This window comes from Sphingobium fuliginis (genome assembly GCF_015074805.1).
GTDB classification, from domain to species: domain Bacteria; phylum Pseudomonadota; class Alphaproteobacteria; order Sphingomonadales; family Sphingomonadaceae; genus Sphingobium; species Sphingobium fuliginis.
The window spans coordinates 1,978,026-2,001,036 of sequence record NZ_CP060035.1 but is presented as its reverse complement, the minus strand read 5'-3'; the positions used below and the strand labels follow the sequence as shown (position 1 = coordinate 2,001,036).

Below are 23,011 nucleotides of genomic sequence, written 5' to 3'. Positions count from 1 at the left end.
TGTTCAGGCCCGGCACGCGGTTCCCGATGGAATCCCGGCCTCGTCAAATCTTGACTGCGTCCAGTCCCACCGGTCCGCTTGCAGGACGCCGTTTGAGTTCCGTCTCGTCCTCACCCGCAAGCATCCGCTGACGCAACATGTCCGGGTCGAACTCGACGCCGATGGGATTGACGTTGAACTCTTCCGTAAAGAAGAACTTCGTCGATTCTTCGACAGTCACGAAATTCTCGACCTGGAATTCGAGATGATTGCCGTCCGGGTCGCGATAGTAGAGCGAGGTGGTGGGGCCATGATTGATCGCCCATGCAGGCGCGATCCCAAGGTCTTTCAGGCGCTGATAATTTTCCAGCAGGTCGTGAAGCGAGTCATAGGTGAAGGCGATATGATGCAGGCCGACATCGGAACCGTCCTGGTCGTGCAGATCGGGAACGGCCACGATCGCGATGCGATGATGCTCTTCATCGTAGGACAGGAAAGACAAGCCCGGATTTTCGTAGGCGGCCGTCGCATGCATCACGAGCTTGTACCAATCCACCATCTCCGCGAAGCGGGACGTGCGGAGAACAAAATGAGCGAGTTTCGAAGGCGGAACAATTTTCGCCGCGATCTCGGATCGGCGTTCATCAAGCATCTGCATTGTCTTCTCCTTAGTCTCTCTTTTCCGTCGGGACGGCCACGCCGCCCATCATTTGCGCGCCTTGTTTCCTTCGGGTGCCGCCCTTCGCCGGACAAACCCGCAGGATTGCGCGCTCCGCATCGCGGGAGTTTAGTCGCCCAAAGCTATAAAACCGATATGGCAGAAACTTGCCGGCGATAGCTGGCACCTATCGGCTGCCTGTCATCCGCACATCCGCAGCAAGCGCAATCGAAGCACCTGAGCGATGCCTGCCACGCATCTCAGGGCGGGATGCGCCATCTGCCCATGCCATGGGCGCGCGCCTATTGGGAGGCTCATGCCGTCCGCTAGGCGAGGCAATAATCCAAGCGATCCGAGAGGTTTGCGCGGTGGCCTATTAATGGAGAGCTTCATGGCCAAAGTCATCATTTCATGCGCAATCACGGGAGGCATCCATACGCCGACCATGTCCGATGCGCTGCCGATTACCCCCGAACAGATCGCTGAGGAGTCGATTGCCGCCGCCGAAGCAGGGGCCGCGATCATCCACCTGCACGCACGTCGGCCCGAGGATGGCCACCCGACCGGCGATCCGGAGGTGTTCGCGCGTTTCCTGCCGGTGATCAAGCAGCGCACCGACGCGGTTATCAACCTTACCACCGGCGGCAGTCTGACCATGCCCGTCCAGGAGCGCATCGCGGCCGCGCTCCGGTTCCAGCCCGAGATATGCTCGCTCAACATGGGGAGCATGAACTTCGCGCTATTTCCCGTGGCGGGCAAGATCACGGAATGGAAATATCCGTGGGAAAAGGACTATATTGCCAATTCGGACGATTATGTCTTCCGCAACAGCTTCCGTGACATCGCCTATATGTTCGAGACGCTGGGCGGCATGGGCACCAAATATGAGCATGAATGCTATGACCTTTCGCATCTCTACACGCTGGCGCATTTCATCGATCGTGGCCTGATCAAGCCGCCATTCTTCGTCCAGATGGTCTTCGGAATCCTGGGTGGAGTGGGCGCGCACCTCGAAAACCTCGTGTTCATGAAGGAAACCGCGGACCGGCTTTTCGGCAAGGAGAGCTATAAATGGTCGGTGCTGGCGGCGGGCCGCCACCAGATGCCGTTCATAACCCAGGCGGCGCTGCTGGGCGGGCATGTTCGCGTCGGGCTTGAGGACAGTCTTTATATCGGACGTGGCGAACTCGCCGCATCGAACGCCCAGCAGGTCGAGAAGATCAAGCGCATCCTGGCCGAACTCGGCCATGAGCCCGCGACACCCGCCGAAGCGCGCGAAATGCTGGGCCTGAAGGGCGCCGACCGGACGCTGATCTGATCGCGCAAGAAGCCGCGGAGGGTGTGACACCCGCGGCGGCCCTCCTCAATTTATCGACCGCCGATCGAATTCGAAGGATCAAGTGCATGGAAGCCGCGAGCAGCCAGTCGCGACGCGACATCGTCAACGCGCTCGAGCATCTCGATACGCGATTATTGTGGCTTTCCTCCTGGATGATTCACAACGCCAATCATCTTCGGCCCAAACGCGATGGCCTGAAGGTCGGCGGCCATCAGGCCAGTTGTTCGTCGATGACCGCGATCATGGCGGCGCTCTACTTCCATGCCCTTCGTCCGCAGGACAAAGTGGCGGTCAAGCCGCATGCGGGGCCGGTACTGCATGCCATCCATTACCTGCTCGGCAACCAGACCCTCGATCGCATGCAGAAATTCCGCGGTCTGGGGGGTGTGCAAAGCTATCCTTCCCGTACCAAGGACACTATCCCCGTCGACTTCTCCACGGGCTCGGTCGGCCTGGGCGTCGCGGTCACGGCTTTCTCTTCACTCGTCCAGGACTATCTTATCGCGCACGGCCAGGTGCGGGAGGAGGATGCGGGCCGCATGATCGCGCTGATGGGCGATGCCGAACTCGACGAGGGCAATATCTACGAATGCCTGATCGAGGGTTACAAGCACGATCTGCGCAACTGCTGGTGGATCGTCGACTATAACCGCCAGTCGCTGGATGCGACCACGGCGGATCGCATGTTCCGGCGCTTCGACGATATCTTCGAGACATGTGGCTGGCGCGTTGTCACCCTCAAATATGGCAAGATGCAGCTCGCTGCCTTTGCGCGCCCCGGCGGCAGGGCGCTTGAAGAATGGATCGACAGCTGCCCCAATGCCGAGTTCGCGGCGCTCACCTATCAGGGCGGCGCTGCCTGGCGCGAAAGGCTGATGGCCGATATTGGCCAGAAACCAAACGCCCGGAAGCTGCTCGACAGCTATGACGATGAGGCTCTGGCGCGGCTCATGACCAATCTGGGCGGCCATTGCATCGAAACGCTGGTCGACGCATTCGACAGCGCGCAGGACGACCGGCCGACCCTGTTCATCGCCTATACGGTCAAGGGCCACGGGTTGCCGCTCGCGGGCCACAAGGACAATCACTCGGGCATGATGAACCCGGCCCAGATGGAGCAGTTCCGCACCGGCCTGGGCATCAGGGAAGGCGAGGAGTGGGAACCCTGGGGCGGCCTTGGCGACAATGCCGCAACAGAGCTGAAGGCTTTCATCGCCGACAGTCCGATCGCGAAGGTCAAGACGGAACCGCTGGCGCCCGCAGTCGCCGTTCCGGCGATCCGCGCGCCCGAGGGCGCCGAACAATCCACCCAGGCCGCTTTCGGACGCATCCTGCTCGACCTCGCCAAATCGGGCGAGGAGCTGGCCGATCGCATTGTCACCACCGCGCCTGACGTCACCCAGACCACCAATCTCGGCGCCTTCGTCAACCAGCGCGGCCTGTTTCGCCGGCAGGAGCTGGCCGACGTGTTCCACAAGGCGAAGATTCCCTCGGCACAGAAATGGGCGCAGCATGCGGCGGGTCAGCATATCGAGCTGGGCATTGCAGAGAACAACTTCTTCCTCATGCTGGCCTCGCTGGGCCTTGCCGCACCGCATTTCGGTACACGGCTGCTGCCGGTCGGCACTGTCTACGACCCGTTCATCGCCCGCGGTCTCGATGCGCTGAACTATGGCTGCTATTCGGACTCCCGCTTCCTCCTGGTGGGCACGCCGTCGGGGATTACGCTGGCAGCGGAAGGCGGCGCGCACCAGTCGATCAACACCCCGCTGATCGGCATGGGTCAGCCCAATCTCACCTATTTCGAGCCGGCCTATGCCGACGAGCTGGCCATGATGATGGCTTATGCCTTCGACCATATGCAGCAGCCCGACGGCAGCTCTGTCTATCTGCGCCTGACGACCCGATCGATCCCGCAGGTCGCACGCGATGACGTCAGCTGGCAAGCCGACCTGTTGAAGGGCGGTTACTGGCTGCGTCGTCCTTCCGAAGGGGCTGAAGCCGCGATTGCCTTCACCGGCGTCGTCGCGCCCGAAGCGTTGGCGGCGTGGGAAAAGCTTGTCGACGACATTCCGGGTCTCGGCCTGCTCAATGTCACCTCACCTGACCTGCTCCATCGCGGCTGGTCGGCCCGTCGCGCCGCGCGCTGGACCGATGAAACGGCCGCGCCCTGCCATGCTGAGACGTTGCTATCCGCGCTGGCACCGGGCGCGGGCCTGGTGACGGTGCTCGACGGATCGCCCGCCGCGCTGTCCTGGCTCGGCGGCGTCAAGGGCATGCGGGTGAGCCCGCTCGGGACCGACCGTTTCGGCCAGACCGGGGACCTGCCCGATCTCTATCACGCCTATCGGCTGGACAGCGACGCCATCATCGAAGCCGCCGCCGAACTTTTCCTGGGAAACTGACATGGCCATCGAACTGAAGATGCCGGCGCTGTCGCCGACGATGGAAAAGGGCACGCTGGCAAAATGGCTGGTCGCCGAGGGCGATCTGGTGAAGGCCGGCGATCTCCTCGCCGAGATCGAGACCGACAAGGCCACGATGGAATTCGAAGCCGTGGACGAGGGGAGGATAACGAACCTCGTGGTTCCCGAAGGAACGGCAGACGTTGCGGTCGGCACGGTCATTGCCGTCATGGCGGAGAATGGCGAGACCGCGCCCAGGCCGGTGCTGGCCGGCGCCGAGCCGACGATCGCCCGACCTGTCGAGGCCGCGCAAGCGCCCGCTCCATCCGCTCCAGAGTCGGTCCGGCCAAAGCCCGCGCCAAGGGTGCCGGCGCCGCGCACCCGTGTGTCGCCCGCCGAGCGGGTGAAGGTTAGCCCGCTTGCATTGCGCATTGCGGAGGCGAAGGGCATTGACCTTGGCGGCATCACCGGTACCGGCCCCAACGGCCGCATCGTTCGCGCCGATCTTGGCATCGGGCCATTGGTCACCCCGCGCCACGACCCGGTCGCACGGTCGATCGACGCCGTGCCGTCCCCTGTCGCGACCATCGCCCCACCGCCTTCCGGCGTTCCTGTCGAGACGGTCAAGCTCAGTTCGATGCGAAAGACCATCGCGCGGCGCCTCACCGAATCCAAGCAGACGGTGCCGCACTTCTACCTGACGGCACGCTGCAACATCGATCCGCTGTTGAAGCTGCGCAGAGAATTGAACGCCTCTCTCGCGCCGCGCAGCATCAAGCTCAGCGTCAACGACATGCTGATCAAGGCCCTGGCGCTCGCGCTCGTCGAAGTGCCGGACGCGAACGTCCAGTTCGGCGGCGAGGAGCTGCATCGCTTCGCGCGCGTCGACATATCGATGGCGGTTGCGATCGACGGCGGCCTCATCACTCCGGTGATCAAGGGCGCTGAGGCGCTGTCGCTTTCCGCCATAGCGACGCAGACGAAGGCGCTCGCCGCGAAGGCGCGCGATGGCAAGCTGCTGCCCGAGGAATATCAGGGCGGCACCTGCTCGATCTCCAATCTCGGCATGTTCGGGATCGACGAGATGTTTCCGGTGATCAATCCGCCCCAGGCTCTCATTCTGGGCACGGCCGCAGGGGTGGAGCAGCCGTGGAAGGTCGATGGTGCCGTGGGGCTCGCGACGATCATGGCGACGACGGCGAGCTTCGATCATCGCGCAATCGACGGCGCCCTGGCGGCCCGGTTCATGCAGTCATTCCGCGGCCTTGTCGAAACGCCGATCCTGCTGTGCAGTTGATCATGACAAGTGCCGGGGGGCGCTTGTTCTTCCTCAAATCATTCGAGGAAGGCGCTGTCCAGATCCGTGGAGCAGGAGCGGACATATCCGCCTGAAGCTGAAGGAAATTTATGCAGACCGACCCTATCGTGATTGCCAGTTATGCCCGCACTCCGATGGGCGGGTTTCAAGGCGCGTTTTCATCGGTCGCCGCAACGGAGCTTGGCGCTATCGCCGTCCGTGCGGCAGTCGAACGCGCCAAGGTGCCGGGCGAAGCAATCGACCGCATCTACATGGGATGCGTGCTGCCGGCGGCGCTCGGCCAGGCGCCGGCGCGACAGGCCGCTCTCGGCGCCGGGCTTCCGGAGAGCGTTCAGGCCACGACAGTGAACAAAATGTGCGGCTCTGGCATGCAGGCAATCATCATGGCGGCCGAAGCGCTGCGAGCGGGCGCCGCCGACGTCATCGTCGCCGGAGGCATGGAAAGCATGACCAATGCGCCCTATGCCCTTCCCAAACATCGCTCTGGCGCTCGGATCGGACATGACCGCGTCATCGACACAATGATGATGGACGGTCTCGAGGATGCCTATAGCGTGGGCAAGCCGATGGGCGCGTTCGCGCAGGATACGGCGGATGCCTATCAGTTCACGCGCGAGATGCAGGATGCCTATGCGCTTCGGTCGCTGGAGCGGGCGCGGGCCGCAATCGAAACGGGCGCCTTCGCCGAAGAAATCGTGCCGGTGCCTGTAAGGACGCGGTCAGGCTCGCAATTCATCGCAACGGACGAGCAGCCGGGGAGGGCGCGGCCGGAGAAAATACCGACGTTAAAGCCTGCATTCGCGTCAAACGGCACGATCACTGCGGCGAGTTCGGCATCGATCTCCGATGGCGCGGCGGCCATTATATTGACTCGGCGGAGCGTTGCCGAGCGGCTCAAAATGCCGGTAATAGCGCGCTTGAGCGGGTCCGCGGCGCATGCGCATGCTCCCGCGCTCTTCACCACCGCTCCCGTTCACGCCATCCGGACGTTGCTCGGCAGAACAGGCTGGTCGGTTGAGGATGTCGACCTGTTCGAGGTGAACGAAGCCTTTGCCGCGGTAGCGATGATCGCGGCGCGCGACCTGGCAATCCCCGATGACCGCCTCAATGTAAATGGCGGAGCGACAGCGCTGGGCCATCCGATCGGCGCGTCGGGCGCGCGCATTCTGGCAACCTTGCTGGCGGCGCTTCAACGCCGGGGCGGTCGGCGCGGCGTCGCGGCCCTGTGCATCGGCGGCGGCGAAGCGACCGCAATGGCAATTGAACTGATTTGAGGGAGAGACAAGCGATGAACATCGATGGCGTTGCGGCAATCGTCACGGGAGGCGCATCGGGGCTCGGGGCTGGCACGGCACTGCGCCTTGCCCGCTTAGGAGCCAGGGTCACGATCTTCGACCTCAATTCAAAGCTCGGTTCCGCACAGGCTGAGGAGTTGGGAGGACATTTCCTGGCTGTGGATGTGACGGACGAAGTCGCCGTTCACGCGGCGATCGCGGAAGCTGAGGCGCGGCACGGCGTCGCTCGCATCCTGGTCAATTGCGCCGGCATCGCCACGCCGCGCAAGGTGATAGATCGCGACGGCAGTCCGATGCCGCTTGCCGACTTCTCCAGGATCGTGACGATCAATCTCATAGGTTCGTTCAATGTGCTCTCTGCCTTCGCCGCGCGGCTTCACACCGCCGAACCTGTTGGCGAGGAGCGCGGTGTCATCGTCAACACGGCGTCGGTTGCCGCCTATGATGGGCAGATCGGTCAAGCCGGCTATGCCGCGTCGAAGAGTGGAATCGTTGGAATGACACTGCCGATAGCGCGAGAGCTTGCGCGTTATGGCATAAGGGTCATGGCGATCGCACCGGGCATCTTCTGGACGCCGCTGCTTGCTGGGCTGCCCCAGGAGGCCCAGGACTCCCTCGGAAAGCAGGTGCCGTTCCCCAGCCGGTTGGGGCAGCCCGGCGAATATGCGCAATTGGTCGAAAGCATCATAACCAACCCGATGTTGAACGGAGAGGTCATTCGCCTGGACGGAGCGATCAGGATGGCCCCCAAATAGGCGCGCAGCGGCGGCCCGAATGTCAAGGCAGAGATGATCGAGCGCTTTTCCGCAACGGCGCCAAATGCCGAAGCAGTTCGGGCGACTGCGGCTTGCTGTCGATATTGTCGTCCTCTGTCGGAGATCCGCCTGAACGGCGTGGAGCGATGGCTTTTCAGAGGTCGGTTGTTGGGAAGAGAGAAGCGCTTCATCTTGGGGCTTCGTGGCTGAACATCTGTTTCCCGCGCGGCGACCAAGCTTGTCTTTGGTGATCTCAACCGCCGGGATGGTTCGCCTTCAGAACATCCTCGATGCGATCCGCAACTTGGGTTATCGCCATCAAGCCGGTTCCACGGTCAGCACCGCAGCTTCCGCGCCCGTCACTCTCATTCTTGCACCGACTGGCGAGTCAGGGCCTCTGCACGACCAGACGCTGTCGCCCACCTTCACCCGGCCCCGGCCATTGTCGATGGGTTCGACGACGGTGACGACCTCTCCCACCAGCCGGGCGGTGCGGTCGTTGAGGAGCGGGTCTTGCGAGTCCACCGGATTTGCGGTGTACCAGCGTCGCCCGCCCCAGACCGACAGCAGGCAAAGGCCCGCGAAAAGCAGCAACTGAAGCGGGATGGAGACCGGAAAGGCGAGGGCGACCAGACCGGTCAGCGCGGCCGCCAGCGCGACCCAGATCAGGAATACGCCCGGTATCACCACTTCACCCATGGCGAGCAGCGCGGCGAAGACCAGCCAGCCCCAATGGTCGTCCAGCATGGCGAGCCAGTCGGTCATGCCTGCCCCTGTCCGAACGGACCGCGCCGCGACGGGGCAGGGGGCGGCGGTGGAGGCGCGGCGTCTCCCAGAGCCTCCCTGGCCAGCGCGCCGATGCCGCCCAATGTGCCGATCAGCTGAGTCGCCTCCACCGGGAAAAGGATCGTCTTGGCGTTGGGGGAGGTGGCGAACTGGCTCACCGCCTCGACATATTTCTGGGCGACGAAATAGTTGATCGCCTGCGCGTTGCCGCTGGCGATGGCTTCGGAAACCATCTGCGTTGCCTTGGCTTCGGCCTCCGCCTCGCGCTCGCGGGCTTCGGCGTCGCGGAAGGCGGCTTCGCGGCGGCCCTCCGCTTCCAGGATCTGGCTTTGCTTCTGCCCTTCGGCCTTCAGGATTTCCGATGCGCGCAGCCCCTCCGATTCGAGGATCAGGGCGCGCTTCTCGCGTTCGGCCTTCATCTGGCGGCCCATGGCGTTGACGATGTCGGCGGGCGGGCGGATGTCCTTGAGTTCCACGCGGGTGATCTTGATGCCCCATGCATTGGTGGCGTGGTCGACCACCGAGAGCAGGCGGGCGTTGATCTCGTCGCGCTTGGACAGGGTTTCGTCCAGGTCCATCGACCCCATGACCGTGCGCAGGTTGGTGGTCGCGAGCTGCATGATCGCGACATAGAGTTCCGACACTTCATAGGCCGCCTTGGCCGCGTCCAGCACCTGGAAGAACACGACGCCGTCGACCGAGACCATGGCGTTGTCCTTGGTGATGATCTCCTGCCCCGGAATGTCGACCACCTGTTCCATCATGTTGATCTTCCGCCCGACGGCGTAGAAGAAGGCGGGGTAGAAATTCAGGCCGGGGCGCGCGACTTCGGTGAAGCGGCCGAAGCGTTCGATGGTATATTGATAGCCCTGGCGCACGACCTTGACGCTCACCGCCAGGTAGAACAGCACCAATAATGTCACCGTCAGCGCGAATGTCGCCAGCATCTCTGCCTCTCCCCCGAAATCCGCTTGGACTATGACGCGAAATCATGAATGGGAAAAGGCAAAGTGATAGGAGTTCCATCATGTTGTTGCGCCACGCCCGATCGCTGCTGTTTCTTCCCGCGTCCAACCCGCGCGCCATTGCCAAGGCACGGACGCTGTCCTGCGACATGGTGATACTGGATCTGGAGGATGCGGTGCCCGACGGCCGCAAGGAAGAAGCGCTGGCCACTGCGGTCGAAGCGGTTGCGGAGGGATTTGGCAGTCGTCTCTCGGCAGTGCGCATCAATGTCGAGGGCGCGCCCTCTCATGGGCGGGAGATGGTCGCGCTCAAGGCATCGGCCGCGGATTATGTGGTGCTGCCCAAGGTGGAAAATCCCCGCCAGGTGAAGGATGTGTTCAGCGTCTGCCACAAGCCGGTGATCGCGATGATCGAGAGCGCGACGGGCGTGCTGGCGGCGCAGGCGATCGCGGCGGCGGAGGGCTGCGCGGGGCTGTTCATGGGGAATAACGATCTGCGGCAGGATTTGGGGATACCGCCGTCGGCCGGGCGGGAAGGACTGGCCCTGTCCCTGCAATCCGTCATCCTGGCGGCGCGAGCGGCGGGGATCGCCGTGTTCGATGGCGTCTTCAACCGGCTGGACGATGAAGCGGGTTTCGAAAGCGAGTGCGCGGCGGGGCATGCGCTGGGCTTCGACGGCAAGACGCTGATCCATCCGAGCCAGGTGCCGGTCGCCAATCAGGTGTTCGGTCCCGACCCCCAGGCCGTCGCCGATGCACGGCGGCTGGTCGAGGCGGCGACGGGCGGGGCCGAGCGGTTCGAGGGGCGAATGATCGAAAGCATGCATGTCGAGGAGGCGAGGGCGCTGATCGCGCGGGCCGACGCCGTGACGGCATAGCCAATGCCGGAACTGAAATATCCGCATGGATAACCCGGTGCAACGGTCATAAAATCAGGGAAAGGACGTGAATCCGCGATGTTTCCGGATGCGTCATAAATGTCACTGTCAAATAAAAATTAATGGCATTTTTATGGCAAAATGTTAATGTTTGATTTGCGGGGTCGGAGATTCTGCGAGGTCCATCATGTCCAGGTTGAGGATGGCGGCGCGTGCCGCCAGTTGTATCGTTGCGCTCTTTTTCGGCGGCGCTGCGTCCGCGGGGGAGGTACAGTGCTGGCAGCCTTATGAAATAGAGGCGGCGCGTGTCAGAGATCTTCAGATCATGTTGATGCTGGGATCGCTGAAATGCCGATCGACCAATAGCGAAATCACCGCGAAATACGATAAATTCTATGAGAGGATGGGAAATGCGGACAAATATAATAATGCATTGAAACTGCGTTTCATGCGTGAAAACGGCATTGCCGACGGGCAACGTGCCTATGACGACTTCATCACGAAAATGGCCAACAGTCATACGGATGGCGTGCAATCGGCGGGTTTCTGTCAAATGGCCGACACGCTGATGACGTTGGCCACCAACGCCGGTCAGGACGAACTGCCTGTGTTGGCGCGGAATTTTTCGGAAAAGCCGGCTGGCGTGGGCGATGTCTGTGAACTGAAGACGGCTGCTGCGGCGCCTTTGGCCGCGCCGCCGCCGGTAGCGGAACCCGCGACGCCGGTTGCCGTGGCGGAAGCGGCACCGCCCGCAGTCACGCCGCAATCGGCGGTCGCAGCGCTGGAGGCGGCGGCCATTGCGCTACAATCGGCTGCTGCGAGCCTCAAGACTCCGGCTGGCGATGTGGCGCCGAAGGATGCCGTGTCGGATGCCCAGCCGACGATGGTGGCTGTGGCGAAGCCGGTGAGTTGAGGGTGTCATGGGTGCCGCGCCTTTGGGGAGCGCGGCACGGGGAAATGCGAGCCCCGGAACGCTTTTTCAGTCCCCGCTGCGTTCCTCCAGTCTCCATCCCCGGCCCACCGCTTCTCAGCGTTTTTCATATTTCCAGTTGCGGCCCTTGCCCGCCGCGATCCATTCGACCGCCTGTGCGATGCGCCTGTCGCGGGTGGCATCCGTTCGCGCATCGTTGATCACTCGCAATAGTCGCGAATCTTGCCGGGCGGGAAGCCTGCCCATGTTGCCGCGGCGGCAGGATCGGCGTTGAGGGCCGCTGAGAAAGCGGGATGCAGGGGAAGCGGTGCGCGAGGCCTCTTCACGCCGCTGCGTGGCTCGTCGCCGGCCTCTATCAACGCCATGGCTTTCCTCAAAAGAGCTGCGATCATGGCATCGTCCGGCAGATCGTGCAGGCGTCGAATCCGGCCGAACTGGCCCATGGCTTCGCCACGGCTGCCGTCCGGCGCAACCTTGTCATGCCAGAAGCCGAAGGCGACATGCCGCTGGAAGCCGGCCATGTTGCAGAGGTTTTTGTCCCGATAGGTGAAGAAGGGCATGCCCCATTTGACGGTTTCCGCAATGTCGGGCGATGCCGCGTGGATCAGACCGCGCAAATGGCGGAGGATCGGCTGAGCGAAATCGGCCTGCCCGGCGATGTAGGCGTCGATGCGGGGATCGACCGCCATCGCCATCAGCCCTGCCGGTGCTGGGCGGTCAGCAGATAGTTGATCGCCTTGTTGGGCGAAAGGATGAAGCCCCTGGCCGGTGAGAAGCTGAGCCCGCTGCTGTCGATCACCTCCAGTCCCGCATTCTCCAGCAGCTTCGCAAGTTCCTCGGGATTGAGGAATTTGTGCCAGTCATGCGTGCCCTTGGGGATGCCGCCGATGCTTTCCCCGATGGTGATCATGGCAAGGCGGGAGAGGGGGGTGCGGTTGGGCGTAGAAAGGATCAGCAGGCCGTCCGGGGCCATCTTTTCCGCCAGCGCGGCGACGAAGGCTGCCGGGTCCGCCACATGTTCGATCACCTCCATGCAGGTGACGAGGTCGAAACCTGTTTCCTCCAGTCGTTCCACCGGCGTGGCGCGATAGTCGATGGCGAGGCCTTGCCCCGCGGCATGGTTGCGCGCCACGGCGATATTCTCCTCCGCCGCGTCCAGCGCGGTCAGGCTAGCGCCCAGGCGCGCCAGCGGTTCGGCCAGCAGGCCGGCGCCGCAGCCGACGTCCAGGGCGCGCCGGCCCGCGAGCGGGCGGAAATCATGGCTCCGCCCCGGCCAATGCCGGTCGACGGCATCGCGAATATAGCGCAGCCGGACCGGATTGAGCTTGTGCAGCATGGCGCTGCTGCCATGGGGATTCCACCAGTCGGCGGCCATGGTGCCGAAATGGGCGGCTTCACGCGGGTCGATGGTGCTGGACGCAATATTCTCCATGGCATCCTGCTACCAGTGTCCGGGGGTGCAGGCTATGGCTGTTTTTCGGCCTGTCTTGCATTGCCCGGCGCCGCCGATCCGAATTCGCGCGCCTTGTCCTCCTGGTCGAGGCGACGGTAGAGGTCCCGCGTCGCATCCTCGGTGCGGCGCATCTCTTCCGGCGTCCGGTGCCTGCGGTTGCTGAGCATCACGAAAATCAGCACGATCCCGAGCAGGATCGGCCCGCCGATCGTCACCATCGCCCATAAGCTGCTTTCCATCGCATCCTCCGTTCCTGGTCCCCGGACGGGCAATGACCGGCAGGCGGGTCGGTTCCTTCCGCTGCTCCCGCTACTCTGTCGCTTTGCTTGCCATATTCGCCGCTGCTGCTAATAGGAGCGCCGTTTTCGCGCCCCTCCGGGGCATTTTATTTCTTTTCAGCAGGCGGGTTCGACAGGCAAATGGCGCGCATCGTGATGAAATTCGGCGGCACCTCCATGGCGGGGATGGAGCGAATTCGCAACGTCGCCGCACGGGTCAAACATGTCGTCGAACAGGGGCATGAGGTCGCCGTCGTCGTATCCGCCATGGCGGGGGAGACCGACCGGCTGGTGGGTTTCTGCAAGGAAGCCTCGCCGCTCTACGATCCGGCGGAATATGATGTCGTCGTTGCTTCCGGCGAACAGGTGACGAGCGGCCTGCTCGCCATGACGCTGAAGGCGATGGGCGTGGATGCGCGGAGCTGGCTCGGCTGGCAGCTTCCGATCCGCACCAACGAAGCCCATGCCAAGGCGCGCATCGGGGACATCGACACGATCGACCTGCTGGCGTCGATGCGGTCGGGCACGGTGGCGGTCATCCCCGGCTTTCAGGGCATGATGGAGGATGGCCGCATCTCCACCCTCGGCCGCGGCGGGTCCGATACCTCGGCCGTTGCCGTCGCGGCGGCGGTGAAGGCGGACCGCTGCGACATCTATACCGACGTCGACGGCGTCTACACCACCGATCCCCGCATCGTGGCGCGGGCGCGCAAGCTCGACCTCGTTACCTATGAGGAAATGCTGGAACTGGCTTCGGTCGGCGCCAAGGTGCTCCAGACCCGCTCGGTCGGCCTCGCCATGAAGGAAGGCGTGGTCGTGCAGGTGCTTTCCTCCTTCGATGATCCCACCCAGGACGACCTCCCCGGCACGCTGATCGTCAGCGAAGAGGAACTGGAAGCCAAGCTCAAGGAAGACAAGATGGAACGTCAGCTCATCACCGGCATCGCCCATGACAAGAATGAGGCGAAGATCACCCTGACCCGCGTGCCGGACCGTCCGGGCGCGGTGGCGCACATCTTCGGGCCGCTGGCCGACGCCGCGATCAACGTGGACATGATCATCCAGAATGTCGGCCGCGACAAGGGCGAGACGGACGTGACCTTCACCGTGCCGGGCGCGGATCTTGCACGGGCGCTGGACGTGCTGGAAAGCCAGAAGGACGTGATCGGCTTCAACCGGGTGATCCCGGATACGAAGGTGGCGAAGGTGTCGGTCGTCGGCGTCGGCATGAAGAGCCATGCGGGCGTCGCCAGCACCATGTTCAAGTCGCTGGCCGATCGCGGCATCAATATCCTCGCCATCTCGACCAGCGAGATCAAGGTTTCGGTGCTGATCGACGAGGATGAGACCGAACTGGCGGTGCGTGTGCTGCACACGGCCTATGGCCTGGACGCACCGGTCGCTTGACCTTTTCTCCCCTCCCCTTCAGGGGAGGGGCCGGGGGTGGGGAACGCCCCACAAAATAGCGCGTGGGGAGAACCCCCACCCCAACCCCTCCCCTGAAGGGGAGGGGCTTTATGATTCTAAGGGCTTGAACATGACCAACGCCAAACTCGCTTCCCTGATGGCTCGCGGCACTGAATTTCTGGGCTGCGAGGTTGCGATCCTCTGCGGGGCGATGAGCTGGGTGTCGGAGCGCAATCTGGTTGCGGCCATCTCCAATGCGGGCGGCTTCGGCGTGATCGCCTGCGGTGCCATGACTCCCGAGCTGCTCGACAGGGAAATCGCGGCGACCAAGGCGCTGACGGGCAAGCCCTTCGGCGTCAACCTCATCACCATGCACCCGCAGCTTTTCGAGCTGATCGAGGTTTGCGCGAAACATGAGGTCGGCCATGTCGTCCTCGCCGGCGGCCTGCCGCCCAAGGGCAGTATCGAGGCGATCAAGGAGAAGGGCGCGAAGCTGATCTGCTTCGCTCCCGCGCTGGCGCTGGCCAAGAAGCTGGCGCGTTCCGGCGTGGATGCGCTGGTGATCGAGGGCATGGAGGCGGGCGGACATATCGGCCCGGTGTCGACCAGCGTGCTGGCGCAGGAAATCCTGCCGGAAATGGCGTCGCAGCTTCCCGTCTTCGTCGCCGGCGGCATCGGGCGTGGCGAACTGATCGCCGGCTATCTGGAAATGGGCGCGGCGGGCGTGCAGCTGGGCACCCGCTTTGCCTGCGCGGTCGAGAGCATCGCCCATCCGAACTTCAAGAAGGCCTTTTTCCGTGCATCGGCCCGCGATGCGATCGCCAGCGTGCAGATCGACCCGCGCCTGCCGGTCATCCCCGTGCGGGCGCTGAAAAACGCGGGAACCGAGGCCTTTACGGCCAAGCAGCGGGAGGTCGCCAATCTGCTCGACAGCGGCGCGGTCGACATGGGCGAGGCGCAGCTTCAGATCGAACATTATTGGGCGGGTGCGCTTCGCCGCGCTGTGATCGACGGCGATGTCGAGGGCGGTTCGCTGATGGCCGGGCAGTCGGTGGGCATGGTGTCGAAGGAGGAGCCGGTGGCCGACATCATCGCGCAATTGATGGACGAAGCGGCGGCGGCGCTGGAACGGCGCATCTAGGGTATCGTGCAGAAAAGCGGGAACCGGTTTTCTGCTTCAAAGGATGCGGCAACAGAAAATCGAAGCGCGCGACCGGCGTCCGATTTAAAGCAGCGCGCCCCGGGCATATCGCATTGTCTTCGCAGGTGCGCGTCGCAGGACAAATGGGACGAACCGAATCCCTCCCCGGACGAGCCGAGCCCGCTTTGGTCGTCAGGAACGCTTCGCTCTGCGATGAGTTGTGACGTCCGGATAATGATCAAAGGGATGCCAGGGTGCCGCCGCGTACCGTCGTTCGCCGTTTCTGTGAGTTTGCATCTGTCACCGCGCTCGCGCTGATCGCAGGCTGTTCCACGCCCGAGAGGAAGGCGCCGCCCACGCCGCCACCCCCGGTGGTGCCGACGATAAAGCCCCTGCCGCCGATGGGGGCGGTCGAGGAAATGGGCATTCCGGAAGTGGGCGAGGACGGCAAATATCTGACGCCCAATCGCGGCGTGACGGCCAATACGGCGCTGTGGCACGTGCGCATGGCGCTGAACGTCGCGGCGCTTTCCTGTCATGGCGTGAACGAACCGGCGCGCATCCAGTATAACCGGATATTGCATGTGCATGAGGCGGCCCTGCGCGAAGCGAACGCGGCGGTCGACCGTAATTATTATGTCGCTTACGGTCAGGGCGGGCTGAAGGCGCGGGAACTGCTCAACACCGTCGTCTATAATTTCTTTGCACTGCCGCCGGTGACGAAGAGCTTCTGCCCCGTGGCCATAGAGGTGGGGGCGAAGATACTGGCCATGCCGTCGAACCAGCTGCTGGCCTATGCGCCCGAAGCGCTCACCCAATTGGAAAAGCCGTTCCAGGAATTCTACGCCGCCTATGCCGATTATCTGCGGCGGCTGGCCGAATGGCAGTCGCGCTTCGGCGGGACGGTGAGCGTGGTGGTGTCGCCAACGCCGCTGCCGCCGCCGCCGACCCCACCCAGGGAGATCGCGGCCGGTTTTGCGCCCGGTGCGCCGGGGACGCAACCGTCGGCCCTGGTGCCCGGCGCTCCGGTGCGGGTCGAGGTGCCGACATTCCCGCTGACGCCCATGCGGGAAACCTTCATTCCCGCGCAATAATCCCTCAGTCGCGCGTGTCGAAACGGCGGCGGGCTTCCTCCACCGCTTCCAGATTGCGCTCCGCCCAGACCCAGACGCCGCAAAAAGCGGCGCTGAGACTGTTGCCGAGCGGCGTCAGCGCATATTCGACGCGCGGCGGCACCACGGGATGGACGGTGCGGATGACGAGGCCGTCGCGCTCCATCTGACGCAATGTCTGGGTCAGCATCTTCTGGCTGATGCCTTCCACCTGTTCGGCAATGCGGGTGAAGCGGAGCGTGCCCCTTTCCTCCAGCAGTTCGAGGACCAGCAGCGTCCATTTATCCGCGACGCGGCCGATCAGATCGTTGACGAGTCGTTCGATCCGCGGGTCCAGCGGCGCTTCGGGATTGGTGTCGATAAAGGCTTCCGCTTCGGCGATTTCAGCCGGGGCAAAACGTTTTTGCAACGGATTTTCCATTTCTCACCTCTTGGTGCGTATGGCACTTTTCGGTGCCTTCTTTCAAAAAGAGAGTGTAGCTCTAGATTGCCGGTCACACCATCGCAAAAGGAGAAGACCATGCGTAAGAGCGGCAACACCATCCTCATCACCGGCGGCGGTTCCGGCATCGGCGCGGCGCTGGCGCATGAATTCCATGCGGCCGGCAATCAGGTCATCATCGCCGGGCGGCGGCAGGCGGCGCTGGACGCCGTGGCGGCGGAGCATCCGGGCATGGCAGCCCTGACCGTCGACATGGAGGACGCGGCGGCGATCGCGGCCTTCGCCGGAAAGCTGGTCGCGGACTTCCCCGCGCTCAATGTCGTGATCCATAATGCCGGGATCATGGTTGTGGAGGAGCGGATCGACCTTGCCATAGCGGAGGCCACCGTCGCCACGAACCTGTTGGGGCCGATCCGCCTGACCCATGCGTTGCTGCCGCATCTGCTGGGGCTGGAGGCGGCGACGCTGATGACGGTGACGTCGGGTCTGGCCTTCGTCCCGCTGGCGGCCACTCCCACCTACAGCGCAACCAAGGCGGCGCTCCATAGCTGGTCGCAGTCGATGCGGCATCAGCTCAGGGGCAGCAATGTCGAGGTGATCGAACTGGCGCCGCCGGGAGTGCAGACCGACCTGATGCCCGGCCATGCGGAAAATCCGCAGATGATGCCGCTGGACGAATTCATAGCGGAAGTCATGGGGCTGCTGGCGCAGCAGCCGCCGCTGGAGGAAATCTGCGTCGAACGGGTGAAGTTCCTGCGCGAAGCGGAGCGGCGCGGGGAGTTTGAGCAGGTGTTCGGGATTTTGAACGCCGGGCATTGAGCGGAGATGAATCCTCCCCATGCCCGGCATGGGGAGGATTATGGGGCCTCATGACGCTGGCGTGGCCGTCGAAGGCGCCTTGGGCGGCAAGGGGAAGAGCCGGACGAAGCGTGCCGCAAGGGCCATGTCCCCCTCCACCTGAAGCGAGTCGGCCACGTCCTCGAACGTCAGGCCGCCATAGATCACGGCGGCCAGCCCATTTTGGTCGCCGGAGAAGATCGCGTCCGCACCGCCCGCTTCGCCGCGCACGGCGGTGAAATCGCCATCCTTCAGGGTCAGGCGGAACTCCTCCTCCCCGAAGCGCAGGCCGATGGTGGCGTCCAGATCGCCTATGCGGTCGCGGTCGATCATCGTGCGCATCGACAGGATCACCGACGCATTGCTCATCGGCATGCCGGGCTGCATCGTGGGAGAGCGGGATGCCCAGCGTCCCAGCACCTGGAACAATATCTCCGACTCGCGGCCCCATTCCGTCAGCTCATAAATCTGGCTGGCGGCGGGCGGGGGCAGGCGGCGGCGGATGAGGATGCTGGCCGCTTCCAGCTCCTCTAGCCTTTGCGTCAGCACATTGGCGCTGATTCCGGGCAGGCTGGCGCGCAAATCGGTGAAACGCTTGGGACCGAGCATCAATTCCCGCATGATCAGCATGGCCCAGCGATCCCCGATCAGGTCCAGCGCATGGGCCGTTGCACAACCATCCTGATAGGCCCGCTTTTTCACGAGAGGAAGTCCTTGGTTATTTTTCCTAACTTATAGGTTGTATAATATAATCTGCCAGTGCATAAAGTTCAAGCCGGTGAGTCGGGAAAAGGCCACAGGCCAGGATGATCCCAAGGAGATGTGTGATGCCGAACGCCCCCGCTCCGAAAATGATTTTCGTCAACCTGCCGGTGAAGGACCTGGCTGCCTCGATCGCCTTTTACGAGGCGGTGGGCGCGGTCCGGAACAATGATTTTGCGGACGACAGCGCGCAGATGCTGAGCTTTTCCGACAATATCCACGTGATGCTGCTGACGCGGGAGCGGTTTGCCGGCTTCACGCCGCGTCGCATTCCGGACGCGCATGAAACGGCGCAGGTGCTGCTTGCCCTTAGCGAGGCGAGCCGCGCCGATGTCGACCGGACGACGGAGAAGGCGTTGGCGGCGGGCGGTGCGGAGCCCAATCCCCGGCAGGACCATGGCTTCATGTACGGCCGCAGCTTTGCCGACCTGGACGGCCATATCTGGGAAGTGGCGTGGATGGATATGGAAGCGGCGCTGGCGGTGAACAAGGAAGCCGCTGCCTGAACTCCGCCTTTCCTTAAGGAGAGAAACGATGAGCTATATGGACGGTTTCGTGATCCCCGTGCCCAAGGGCAACAAGGAGCGGTACAGGGAAGTGGCGGCCTATGCCGCGCCGATCTTCATCGAACATGGCGCGCTGCGGGTCGTGGAATGCTGGGCGAACGACGTCAAGCTAGGCAAGGTCAACGATTTCCGCACCGCCGTGATCGCGGAGGAGGATGAGGAGGTCGTCTTTTCCTGGATCGAATGGCCCGACAAGGCGACTCGCGATGCAGGGGCGGAGAAGGTCATGAACGATCCGCGGATGGAGCCGAAGGAAGGGGAAGACATGCCTTTCGCCGGTGCGCGGCTGATCTATGGCGGGTTCGAGGTGCTGCTCGACGCAAGGGCCTGAGGGCGGGGATCGAAAACTGGGCTTGAGGGAGGCTGGAAATGACCGACCTGAACGGCAAATTCTTCTGGTATGAACTGATGACCAGCGATCCGCAGGCGGCGATCGCCTTCTATGGCGACATCGTCGGCTGGACCGCGCAACCCTTTGGCGGGGAGCGGACCGATGATCCCTATCATGTCGTGTCGGGCAGCGCCGGGCCGATGGGCGGGATCATGTCCATTCCGGCCGAAGCGAAGGATCGCGGCATGTCGCCCTGGTGGGGTGGCTATGTCGGTTCGGCCGATGTGGATGCGGATGCGAAGCGGCTGGCCGGGGCGGGCGGCAGCGTGAAGCGCGCGCCGGAGGACATTCCGGGCGTCGGGCGCTTCGCGGTGATGAGCGATCCGGGCGGGGCGGCGTTCATGCTGCTCAAGGGGTCCAGTCCCGACGGGATGGAGCCCGCGCCACCAATGGCGAACGGTCATGTCGGCTGGCATGAACTTTACAGCGGCGCTTTCGACGCCGACCTGGCCTTCTACACCGGGCAGTTCGGCTGGGCGAAGGGCGAGGCGATGGATATGGGGGAAATGGGCAGCTATCAGCTCGTCTCCCAGACCGGCGGCACCGATTTCCAGAGCATGACGGGCGGCATCATGGCCCGTCCCCCGGAGGTGCCGGTGCCGGTCTGGCTCTTCTACTTCGTCGTGCCGGACATCGACATCGCGACGGAGAAGGTGAACGCCGGCGGCGGAACCGTGCTGAACGGCCCGATGGAGGTGCCGGGCGGGGCCTGGATCATCCAGGCGACCGACCCCCAGGGCGCGATGTTCGCGCTGGTGGGCATGCGATCCGGCACGGCATAAGGAGAGGAACCATGTCGAAGATTTCACCCTGCCTGTGGTATAACGGGCAGGCGGAGGAGGCCGCGCGCTTCTACACCTCCCTGTTCGGGGGATCGGTGGATTTCATCAGCCGCTATCCCGACGATAATCCCAGCCCCAGTCCGTTCAAGGGCGGGGACGTGCTGCTGGTGGAATTCACCCTGTTCGGGGAAAGCTATCAGGCGCTGAACGGGGGGCCGAAATTTCCTTTCACAGAGGCGGTCTCGCTGTCCGTCGCCTGTCGGGATCAGGCGGAGATCGATCGTTATTTCGATGCCCTGACCGCCGACGGCGGTTCACCGGGCCCGTGCGGCTGGCTGAAGGACAAATATGGCCTGTCCTGGCAGCTGGTGACGCAGGAGATCATGGACCTTTACAAGACCGGCGACCGACCGGGCATCCAGCGGATGATGAACGAGATGATGACCATGCAGAAGCTGGATACCGCTCGGATGAAGGCGGCTTTCGAGGGGAGGCCGGCATGAGCGCGGCGGAATTCGAACTATCGGTGACCTGTCACATCGCCGCCCCGCGCGAAATCGTGTGGAAGGTATGGACGGACCTCAAGGACCAATGGTTCTGCCCGAAGCCCTGGCGCGCCGAGGTGATCGAGGAGGATCTGCGGCCCGGCGGGCGGAGCGCGGTGCGGATGTTCGGCCCGAATGGCGAGGACACGGGGCCGATGGAAGGCATCGTGCTGGAGGTGGTGCCGCAGGAGAAGGTGGTGACGACCGACGCCTATGCCTCCGGCTGGATACCGCAAACGCCCTTCATGACGGCGATCTGGAGCTTTGCCGTGGAGGGGGAGGGGACGCGCTTCACCGCGACGGCCCGGCATTGGGATGCCGGAGCGATGGCGAAGCATGAGGAGATGGGATTCCACCCCGGCTGGGACCAGATGGCCGAGCAGTTCAGGGCTTTGTGCGAGACTTCGGCGGGCATGGCTTAGAGCCAATCGACATTCAGCCCTGACGGCCTGCAAATGACGCTTTTCCGTGCTTCCGGTGCTCACCTACTTTGAGCAGGCTGCGCTCCGGGTCACGGAAAATCACCATTTTACCTTCGGTGGCCTTCGGCTCGGTTCGTCATCTTCTGAATGTCGATTGGCTCTAGGTCGGGCCGCAGAGCGGACATCGCCCTCCCGGCTACGGGATGGAAATGCCTTGGATTGCCCAAGGATGGAAAGAAGGGCGCCCGGATATACCGGACGCCCTTTGTGCGACCCGGGGGAAGGAAATCAGGCCTTGTACACCTTGTCCACCGCGGCGCGGAACTTCGCCATGTCGTCGGCTGAACCCACTGTCACGCGCGAGACGGTGGGCCAGATCGGCCAGTTGCGCCCGATCTGCACCTTTTCCGGCGTGGCGATCAGGGCGGCCTGCATCTCCTTGGCCGGCTTGGTCTTCCAGTCGACCATGAACATATTGGCCTCGCTGCCGGGGTGCACCTCTATGCCCTTCTTGGTGAGCCAGGCGATGGTTTCCTCGCGGTTCGCGATCATTTCCGCGCGGCGTGCCTTGATGAGGCCGGCTTCGGGATAGACCGCATTGCCGCAGGCCATGGCGGTGATCGACAGACCGCCCGCCGTCGGGCCGAACAGGCTGATGCGCTTCTGCACTTCGGGGTCCGCGAAGGTCAGGCCGAGGCGCACGCCCGCCATGCCGAACAGCTTGGAGAAGGTGCGCATGACGATCAGGTCCTTGCGACCCGCCACCAGCTTCGCGGCGTTCGGGCCGTCGAACCAGTGGATATAGGCTTCGTCGACCAGCAGGAACGAATCCTTGGGCTTGTTCGCCAGCAGCCATTCGATGTCGGCCAGCGGCGTGATGGTGCCGGTCGGATTGTTGGGCGTGCAGATATAATAGAGCCCGGCATTGGGATTGGCGGCCAGCATCGCCTTGACATCGTGCCCCTTGCTTATGGCCTGGGGAGCCTTGGCGATGGGGGCCTTCAGATAATCGGCGGTGCGCCAGGCGGATTCGAAGGTCGGATCGGCGGTGACGAGGCCCTTGGTGGGCGAGCAGAAGGCCGCGACCGTGCTGACCAGCGGCCCGCCCGAACCCGGCCACAGCATGATGTGCGATTCCGGAATCCCCTCCACCTTGGCGATGGTGGCGATCAGGTCGCCCTTGTAATTGTCGGGATCGTACCAGTTGCCGACGGCGGCGGCCCTGGCCGCGGCCTGAACGCCCGGTTCGAACGGGCCCGTCCAGCATTCGTTGGCGCCGATGCGCACCGCGCCCTTCACCCCGCGCGCCGCCTGCTGCTGCGCGAGGGCGGGCTGGATCAACAGGTTGCCGGCAGCCGCCCCGGCCGCCATCAGAGCGGAAATCTTGCCGATCGTGCGGCGGGAATAGCCCCGGTCGAGCAGGTCTTCGCGGGCGTCCTTTTCCAACATCATGGTCATGTCGTCTGTTCCCCTAGTTGTTCCATCAACTGCGCATATTCCACCGGGGGAAACGAAGGAGGCGGCGCATTTCCACAATGCGCCGCCTCCGGATTCCTGAAATTTT

General features: G+C 63.6%; 24 protein-coding genes and 1 pseudogene. 16 read left to right on the top strand and 9 right to left on the bottom strand.

Features of this window, described 5'->3' with window-relative positions; translation table 11 throughout:
* Positions 1-43: 43 nt before the first annotated feature.
* On the bottom strand, positions 44-637 hold the full coding sequence (locus H5V43_RS09635) for a VOC family protein (protein ID WP_025551417.1): 594 nt from the start codon (positions 635-637) through the stop codon (positions 44-46).
* A 391-nt stretch (positions 638-1,028) separates the two neighbouring features.
* On the opposite strand from H5V43_RS09635, the gene kce reads away from it, so the two are divergent.
* The 5 genes from kce (at position 1,029) to H5V43_RS09610 (ending at position 7,749) form a co-directional block, all read left to right on the top strand.
* Positions 1,029-1,955 carry a 3,5-dioxohexanoate:acetyl-CoA acetone transferase gene (gene kce / locus H5V43_RS09630; protein WP_037483882.1) on the top strand — a complete coding sequence of 309 codons (927 nt, stop codon included), beginning with the start codon at positions 1,029-1,031 and terminating at the stop codon, positions 1,953-1,955.
* Between the two features lie 86 nt (positions 1,956-2,041).
* Positions 2,042-4,381, top strand: coding sequence for a transketolase (locus tag H5V43_RS09625; RefSeq protein ID WP_025551420.1), 2,340 nt, complete (start codon positions 2,042-2,044; stop codon positions 4,379-4,381).
* A gap of 1 nt (position 4,382) precedes the next feature.
* Complete coding sequence (locus tag H5V43_RS09620) at positions 4,383-5,678, top strand: pyruvate dehydrogenase complex dihydrolipoamide acetyltransferase (protein WP_099186030.1); 1,296 nt, start codon at positions 4,383-4,385, stop codon at positions 5,676-5,678.
* A 110-nt stretch (positions 5,679-5,788) separates the two neighbouring features.
* Positions 5,789-6,973, top strand: coding sequence for an acetyl-CoA C-acyltransferase (locus H5V43_RS09615; protein WP_099186029.1), 1,185 nt, complete (start codon positions 5,789-5,791; stop codon positions 6,971-6,973).
* Between the two features lie 14 nt (positions 6,974-6,987).
* Entirely contained in the window at positions 6,988-7,749 is a 762-nt protein-coding gene (locus H5V43_RS09610) for an SDR family NAD(P)-dependent oxidoreductase (RefSeq protein ID WP_025551421.1), read from the top strand.
* 318 nt (positions 7,750-8,067) lie between these two features.
* Here H5V43_RS09610 and H5V43_RS09605 read toward each other — a convergent pair whose 3' ends face one another.
* Both H5V43_RS09605 and H5V43_RS09600 read right to left on the bottom strand, forming a co-directional pair.
* Positions 8,068-8,514 carry an NfeD family protein gene (locus H5V43_RS09605; RefSeq protein ID WP_025551422.1) on the bottom strand — a complete coding sequence of 149 codons (447 nt, stop codon included), beginning with the start codon at positions 8,512-8,514 and terminating at the stop codon, positions 8,068-8,070.
* Positions 8,511-9,482, bottom strand: coding sequence for an SPFH domain-containing protein (locus H5V43_RS09600; RefSeq protein ID WP_025551423.1), 972 nt, complete (start codon positions 9,480-9,482; stop codon positions 8,511-8,513). The genes H5V43_RS09605 and H5V43_RS09600 overlap by 4 nt, the downstream gene beginning before the upstream one ends.
* Positions 9,483-9,562: 80 nt before the next feature.
* Between H5V43_RS09600 and H5V43_RS09595 the strand changes: the two genes are divergently transcribed.
* Both H5V43_RS09595 and H5V43_RS09590 read left to right on the top strand, forming a co-directional pair.
* Positions 9,563-10,378, top strand: a complete 816-nt coding sequence (locus H5V43_RS09595) for an HpcH/HpaI aldolase/citrate lyase family protein (RefSeq protein WP_025551425.1) — start codon at positions 9,563-9,565, stop codon at positions 10,376-10,378.
* 202 nt (positions 10,379-10,580) lie between these two features.
* Positions 10,581-11,291 (top strand): hypothetical protein, encoded by a 711-nt coding sequence (locus H5V43_RS09590; protein ID WP_244968609.1) that lies wholly within the window; start codon positions 10,581-10,583, stop codon positions 11,289-11,291.
* A 114-nt stretch (positions 11,292-11,405) separates the two neighbouring features.
* Here H5V43_RS09590 and H5V43_RS09585 read toward each other — a convergent pair.
* The 3 genes and pseudogenes from H5V43_RS09585 to H5V43_RS09575 all read right to left on the bottom strand — a co-directional run bounded on the left by H5V43_RS09585 (position 11,406) and on the right by H5V43_RS09575 (position 13,001).
* Positions 11,406-11,998, bottom strand: a pseudogene (locus H5V43_RS09585) (YdeI/OmpD-associated family protein).
* A 5-nt stretch (positions 11,999-12,003) separates the two neighbouring features.
* Positions 12,004-12,741, bottom strand: a complete 738-nt coding sequence (gene ubiG / locus H5V43_RS09580; RefSeq protein ID WP_025551427.1) for a bifunctional 2-polyprenyl-6-hydroxyphenol methylase/3-demethylubiquinol 3-O-methyltransferase UbiG — start codon at positions 12,739-12,741, stop codon at positions 12,004-12,006.
* A 32-nt stretch (positions 12,742-12,773) separates the two neighbouring features.
* Positions 12,774-13,001 carry a hypothetical protein gene (locus H5V43_RS09575; RefSeq protein WP_044660055.1) on the bottom strand — a complete coding sequence of 76 codons (228 nt, stop codon included), beginning with the start codon at positions 12,999-13,001 and terminating at the stop codon, positions 12,774-12,776.
* A gap of 180 nt (positions 13,002-13,181) precedes the next feature.
* Here H5V43_RS09575 and H5V43_RS09570 point away from each other — a divergent pair, with 180 nt between their 5' ends.
* From H5V43_RS09570 to H5V43_RS09560, 3 genes are all read left to right on the top strand, one after another.
* On the top strand, positions 13,182-14,447 hold the full coding sequence (locus tag H5V43_RS09570) for an aspartate kinase (protein ID WP_025551431.1): 1,266 nt from the start codon (positions 13,182-13,184) through the stop codon (positions 14,445-14,447).
* Between the two features lie 130 nt (positions 14,448-14,577).
* Complete coding sequence (locus tag H5V43_RS09565) at positions 14,578-15,588, top strand: NAD(P)H-dependent flavin oxidoreductase (RefSeq protein ID WP_025552087.1); 1,011 nt, start codon at positions 14,578-14,580, stop codon at positions 15,586-15,588.
* A 254-nt stretch (positions 15,589-15,842) separates the two neighbouring features.
* The gene (locus H5V43_RS09560; RefSeq protein WP_025552089.1) at positions 15,843-16,682 is read left to right on the top strand and encodes a hypothetical protein; all 840 of its coding nucleotides are present in this window, start codon (positions 15,843-15,845) and stop codon (positions 16,680-16,682) included.
* A gap of 4 nt (positions 16,683-16,686) precedes the next feature.
* Here the strand turns inward: H5V43_RS09560 and H5V43_RS09555 are convergent, their stop codons facing one another.
* Positions 16,687-17,121 carry a winged helix-turn-helix transcriptional regulator gene (locus H5V43_RS09555; protein WP_025552091.1) on the bottom strand — a complete coding sequence of 145 codons (435 nt, stop codon included), beginning with the start codon at positions 17,119-17,121 and terminating at the stop codon, positions 16,687-16,689.
* Positions 17,122-17,220: 99 nt separating this feature from the next.
* Between H5V43_RS09555 and H5V43_RS09550 the strand changes: the two genes are divergently transcribed.
* Entirely contained in the window at positions 17,221-17,961 is a 741-nt protein-coding gene (locus tag H5V43_RS09550) for an SDR family oxidoreductase (protein ID WP_025552092.1), read from the top strand.
* 48 nt (positions 17,962-18,009) lie between these two features.
* On the opposite strand, the gene H5V43_RS09545 is transcribed toward H5V43_RS09550, so the two are convergent.
* Complete coding sequence (locus H5V43_RS09545; protein ID WP_025552093.1) at positions 18,010-18,681, bottom strand: winged helix-turn-helix transcriptional regulator; 672 nt, start codon at positions 18,679-18,681, stop codon at positions 18,010-18,012.
* A gap of 125 nt (positions 18,682-18,806) precedes the next feature.
* On the opposite strand from H5V43_RS09545, the gene H5V43_RS09540 reads away from it, so the two are divergent.
* From H5V43_RS09540 to H5V43_RS09520, 5 genes are read left to right on the top strand one after another with little or no spacing between them, the layout of a single operon-like run.
* Positions 18,807-19,247, top strand: a complete 441-nt coding sequence (locus H5V43_RS09540; protein WP_025552095.1) for a VOC family protein — start codon at positions 18,807-18,809, stop codon at positions 19,245-19,247.
* A 28-nt stretch (positions 19,248-19,275) separates the two neighbouring features.
* Positions 19,276-19,638, top strand: coding sequence for a DUF1428 domain-containing protein (locus H5V43_RS09535; RefSeq protein WP_025552097.1), 363 nt, complete (start codon positions 19,276-19,278; stop codon positions 19,636-19,638).
* A 38-nt stretch (positions 19,639-19,676) separates the two neighbouring features.
* Complete coding sequence (locus tag H5V43_RS09530; protein WP_025552099.1) at positions 19,677-20,480, top strand: VOC family protein; 804 nt, start codon at positions 19,677-19,679, stop codon at positions 20,478-20,480.
* Between the two features lie 11 nt (positions 20,481-20,491).
* Entirely contained in the window at positions 20,492-20,983 is a 492-nt protein-coding gene (locus H5V43_RS09525; protein WP_025552101.1) for a VOC family protein, read from the top strand.
* Complete coding sequence (locus H5V43_RS09520; RefSeq protein ID WP_025552103.1) at positions 20,980-21,447, top strand: SRPBCC domain-containing protein; 468 nt, start codon at positions 20,980-20,982, stop codon at positions 21,445-21,447. Before H5V43_RS09525 ends, H5V43_RS09520 begins: the two co-directional genes overlap by 4 nt.
* Positions 21,448-21,735: 288 nt before the next feature.
* On the opposite strand, the gene H5V43_RS09515 is transcribed toward H5V43_RS09520, so the two are convergent.
* Positions 21,736-22,905 carry a pyridoxal phosphate-dependent aminotransferase gene (locus H5V43_RS09515; RefSeq protein ID WP_025549720.1) on the bottom strand — a complete coding sequence of 390 codons (1,170 nt, stop codon included), beginning with the start codon at positions 22,903-22,905 and terminating at the stop codon, positions 21,736-21,738.
* Positions 22,906-23,011 lie beyond the last annotated feature (106 nt).